The following is a 3,382-nucleotide window of genomic DNA, read 5'->3' as shown; positions in this document are numbered from 1 at the left end:
AATTGCTCATACCGAGCGCACTAAGAAAAGGAGAACGGTCTCCCGTTCTCCCCTTGTACCATGCGCGGTAGTGACTACCGCCTGCCGCTCTTGCCTCTTGCTCCCTGGCGCATCTGCCCGCCGACCTGATCGGCACGGTTTGCAGTCTGCCTCGCTTGGGCTTCTGCTCTGCGTTCCTCAACGAGGGCCTTAAGCTCTTCGGGAATCTCACCATCCTCCAGGACGCAATCCTGAAGCATCTGTCTCTGCTGTACAGCCTGCTGAGCCATCTGTACAGGACGAGCCTGGACTGCTGAAGCTCTCGTGCTTCTCTGCATCGGAGCTGCAAATGTGATTGCTGCGACTACTACCAAAAGCAGCAGCACCATTAGAATTCGTTTCTTGTTCATCGTTGACCTCCAGTCAATTTGTTTGTTGTTCTTGACTCTATGGTCGCACCCCAATATCCAGTCTGTTTCAACGGTGGGTAAAGATTAGGTAAAGCGAAAGGTAAAACAGGTTTTCTCATTGCTTTCTACATCGATCGACCAGTGATGAGCCTGGGCGATGGCCTTGACGATGGACAGGCCGAGCCCCGATCCGTCACTCCTCCTCCCAGCCTCGCCCCTGCTGAGACGATCGAAAAGGCGGGGAAGAAATGCCGGTTCAATGATTCCCTCATTTTCTATGGCCAGACTCTCGGCACGTTGGTTTTCGTCGGTGGTGTACCGGATTTGTATCAGGCTGTTCTCCAATCCATATTTGATTGCGTTACTGAGGAGGTTCTCCATTGCACGCGTGAACAGTTGATGATCGGCTTGCAGCAATGCATCCCCCTCGGGAATTACAATCTGCATGCCGCGTTTTGCAGCATCCGCCTCAAAACGCTGGACAAGCATGCGAAGAAACGGCTCCAAATGAATGTCACTTCCATGAACCACCAGATCCGGTGATTCAAGCTTGGTCAATAAGGCCAGGCTGTTGATCAAGGACCACAATCTCACTGTTTCCTGCTGCAACAAGGACAAGCGCTCCTGGTTGAAAGGCAATACGTTGTCCTGCAATGCCTCCAGCTGGCCCGAAAGGACTGCAACCGGGGTTCTCAGATCATGGGCAATATCCTCGGCCCACTGACGGCGCAGGCTCTCTTCACTCTTCAGGGTATCCTGCAGCGTCCTGGCGGCATTCGCGATCACATCGAACTCCACAATATGCTTGCCGTCCACAACCACGGTACGCTCTCCTCCCGCCATACGGTCCAAGGCTTGGGCAAGGAGACGGCTCTGTTTTTTCAGCGGCTTGAGAAACAAGAACGCCAACAGTGTCGACACAGCCATAGCAATCAAGAGCGCCCAGATAAGGATACGCTTGGCGGCAGCGAGCAGGGAGGCATTTCCTTCGATTTCGGCAAACGTCGGCAGGTGTACCGCATATCGGTAGAGCAGCTCATCACTGGAGGACCTGACCTCCCGCCATTGCAGATTCTCCACCAAGCCGTACTGCAAACCCCTGCCCCTGCCTGCGCCCCGTTCAGCCTTGTGGTATGAATAGAGCAACTGGCCGAGGCTGTCGGAGACATAGAGGTACGTGGGGGCGTAGGGCAAAGAGCTGAAGAGAGAGGAGGCAGTCTCTGGGGAAACAGGCTGCGGTGCCTCTAGCAGTTGCGTAACGATATAGGAATTCAACGAAGCCTCTTCCTTCGCATGCCATGAGTCTTGGACTGCATCCAGACCGAAGGAGAGAAACAGTGAGAGAACCAGGGCGAAAATCAAGAGGCTGAGGATAACCAACGCCAAATTCAGGGCAGCCAGAGAAAAGGGTTTATGCATCCTAGCGCTCCTTCTTGGTCCCGCTGAATGAGTATCCGAAGCCTCTCACCGTTTGGATCCACTCGATAGACCCTAGTTTTGCCCTGAGGTTCTTCATGTGGGTGTTGATCGTTCGATCACTTCCATCGTGCGTATAGCCCAGGCACTGTCCAAGCAACCGCTCACGCTTGATCAGAAGCGGTGCATTGCTTGCAAGGTAGGAGAGCAGCTTCCACTCAAGAGCTGTCAAGGAAACAGGTGTATCATCCACCAATACCTCATGCTTCTTCTCATCGACTGTCAAGGTATGGCCATCCTTTTCCCACGTCAGGGAGGTTGGCTTTTCACCATGAGGTTGCTCAACCCGTCTGAGGATGGCTTGCACTCGAAGAACCAGCTCTTTGGCGGAGAAGGGTTTTACAATATAATCCTCTCCTCCGAGTTCAAGCCCGGTTATTCGATCACTTTCCGACTCCCTGGCGGTAAGAAACAGGAAGGGAATGGACGGGTCGTATTGATGGATTTGCTTTGCCAGCTCAAAGCCGTTGCCGTCCCCGAGCATGACATCAAGGATGCACAGCCTGGGGTGCTTGAATTCAAGGCTTTCCACAACTTTGCTCACGCCTTCAAACTCAACTACCTGAAAGTCAGCCAATTCGAGGTAGGCCTTGATGATCTGCCTGATGGAAGGATTGTCCTCTACAACATATATCATGCTTCGATGGTACAACTGCCTGTATGCCAACTCAAGAGAAACAGAGAATTCTTTACCTATTCTCCACCATTCACACGGCTGTCCAGCCGCCGTCCACCAGCAGGAGTGTTCCAGTGACCATATCCGCATGATCGCTTGCCAGATAGAGAACAGCCGAAGCAACATCCTCGATGGTGGCCACCCTGCCACGGGGAATCTTGGAAAGGACCGAATCAAGAAACAAGGAATCGTCCAAACGCTCGGCTGTTCCCGGTGTATAAACAAAGGTCGGTCCCACGGCATTGACGGTAACACCCCTGCCCGACCACTCGACGGCCAAGGTTTTGGTCAGCATGTTCAAACCGCCTTTGGATGCGCAGTAGACAGCCTCGTGGGGAATGGCTACAACAGAGGCTTGGCTGGAGATATTTACAATCCGGCCCTTGCCCTGCTTGAGCATTCGCCTGCCGGCTTCCTGGCAGCAGAAGAAGGTTCCCTTGAGATTGAGGTCCATCATCCAGTCCCAATCCTCCTCGGTGATCTGCTCAGCGGGAATGGGGTTTCCCATGCCGGCATTGTTGACCAGTACATCCATCGACCCCAGTTCCGATTCAATGCGTTCAAAACAGGAGCGGATGGACTCAACCCGCCTGAGGTCCAAGGAATACACATAGGCCATTCCCCCTTCGCCCAGAATCGTCTCTTTCACTTCCGCCAGTGCTTCGGTGTCACGTGCGGCAAGGGCTACGATGGCTCCTTCGGCTGCGATTATTCGGGCCAAACCCCTCCCGATACCCTTGCTTGCACCAGTGACGACAACCACTTTCCCCTCGAGATGTGCACCGAATTTCTGTGTATCCATACGAGCCTCCCCTACCTCTAGCGTGAGTTTACAAGTTAT

At 53.5% G+C, this 3,382-nt stretch carries 4 protein-coding genes; all 4 read right to left on the bottom strand.

What is annotated here, in order from left to right; translation table 11 throughout:
• Positions 1–74: 74 nt before the first annotated feature.
• The gene (locus tag B3K89_RS12575; protein ID WP_345907490.1) at positions 75–389 is read right to left on the bottom strand and encodes a hypothetical protein; all 315 of its coding nucleotides are present in this window, start codon (positions 387–389) and stop codon (positions 75–77) included.
• Positions 390–473: 84 nt separating this feature from the next.
• Positions 474–1,808: a sensor histidine kinase gene (locus B3K89_RS12570; RefSeq protein WP_293894089.1), complete on the bottom strand. Its 1,335-nt coding sequence runs from the start codon at positions 1,806–1,808 to the stop codon at positions 474–476.
• A gap of 1 nt (position 1,809) precedes the next feature.
• Positions 1,810–2,502 carry a response regulator transcription factor gene (locus B3K89_RS12565; RefSeq protein ID WP_293894092.1) on the bottom strand — a complete coding sequence of 231 codons (693 nt, stop codon included), beginning with the start codon at positions 2,500–2,502 and terminating at the stop codon, positions 1,810–1,812.
• Positions 2,503–2,572: 70 nt separating this feature from the next.
• A complete protein-coding gene (locus B3K89_RS12560; protein WP_345907489.1) occupies positions 2,573–3,343 on the bottom strand; it encodes an SDR family oxidoreductase in 771 nt (256 codons plus the stop codon).
• Between the last annotated feature and the right edge of the window lie 39 nt (positions 3,344–3,382).

It is taken from the genome of Sphaerochaeta sp. UBA5849, assembly GCA_002432715.1.
GTDB lineage: Bacteria > Spirochaetota > Spirochaetia > Sphaerochaetales > Sphaerochaetaceae > Sphaerochaeta.
The sequence above is the reverse complement of the archived record's forward strand: the minus strand, read 5'-3'. Positions and strand labels throughout refer to the sequence as shown.